Source organism: Streptomyces sp. NPDC059455 (genome assembly GCF_042750115.1).
GTDB lineage: Bacteria > Actinomycetota > Actinomycetes > Streptomycetales > Streptomycetaceae > Streptomyces > Streptomyces endocoffeicus.
On the sequence record NZ_JBHYVB010000235.1, the window covers coordinates 1 to 1198 of the forward strand.

A 1198-nucleotide genomic window follows, 5' to 3' on the forward strand; every position below is an offset into this window, starting at 1 on the left:
GGGGCCCCCCCCCGCCCCCGGCCGGGGGCCCCCCCCCCCCCCCGCGCCCCGCCCCCCCCCGGCCCCCCGCCCGCGGGGGGGGGCGGCCCGGGGAGGGGAAGGAGCCACCGGACACCCAGTAGCCGCCGTCCGGCGGGGCCGGCCTGGCAGTTTCCTGTCTCCGGCGTTGCCCGTGCCGGGGCCCTTCGATTTGGATGGGCACATCAGAGCGGGGGACCGGCGGAGCCGCAGCTCCCGCCCCGTCCCGGCGGCCGGTTGCCACACCTGCGAGCCGTCGATGTGCGGGATTCCGGTGCCGCGCGGCCCCGGGGCCTCGCGCCATCCGGTGTCCGCCGTGCGGAAGGCGAATCCTCCATGAGTCACATGCCGATCGGTTCGGTCTACCGGCGCGCCGACGCCGACGGGACGGGCACGCTGAGCGTCGCGTCACGGCCGCTGCCGATGAGCGGCGTCGGAGTGCTCGACAAGGCGTCCATGATCCTCAGCGTGGTCGAGCAGCGCCCCGCCAGCCTCGCCCAGGTGGTGGCCATCAGCGGGCTGCCACGCCCCACCGTCTATCGCATCGCCACCGCCCTGGAACGGCTCGAACTGCTGAGCCGGGACGCCCACGGCCGGTTCCTGCCCGGCGCCAGGATCGGCCACGCCGCGGCCGGGCAGCCGCGCGACCGGCTGGAGCACCTCGCGGAGGGCGTACTGGCCGATCTGCACGCGCGCACCGGGCTCAACGCCCGGGTGCACCGCCGCCGCGACGCCGTGCACATCTGCGTGGCCAGCTCGGCCGACCCGGTCACCGGGCAGGACGCGGTCCCGCTCGGCACGGCCCGGCCCGCCAAGTCCGGCCCGGTCGCCCAGGTGCTCCTGGCCTGGGAGGACCCGGACGAGCTGTACGCGGGGCTGCGCGGCGCGCGCTTCAACGCGGCGCAGCTGGCCCTGATCCGGCAGCGCGGCTGGGCGCACGGGCCGGATGTGATGGTGCTGGACGAGTATGTGCTGGCCGTACCGGTCCGGGACGGCGAGGGGCGGGTCTCCGCCGCGCTCGTGCTGTCCGGTCCGCGGGCGAGGATGGCGAAGCTGCCCGAACGCGGGCTGCGGAACGCGGTCATCGACGCCGCGGCCGGGCTGACCGAGACGCTGCCGCGGCGGCGGGGGCCGCCCCCCCCGCCGGCGCGGGTCGGCCCCCGAGGGGCCCGCCCCCCCT

General features: G+C 78.1%; 1 protein-coding gene. It reads left to right on the plus strand.

Annotation, left to right across the window (positions count from 1 at the left end; translation table 11 throughout):
* Window positions 1–354: 354 nt before the first annotated feature.
* Window positions 355–1198 (plus strand): IclR family transcriptional regulator (locus ACFXB5_RS46120; RefSeq protein ID WP_385220005.1); only part of this gene is annotated, 844 nt, incomplete at its 3' end.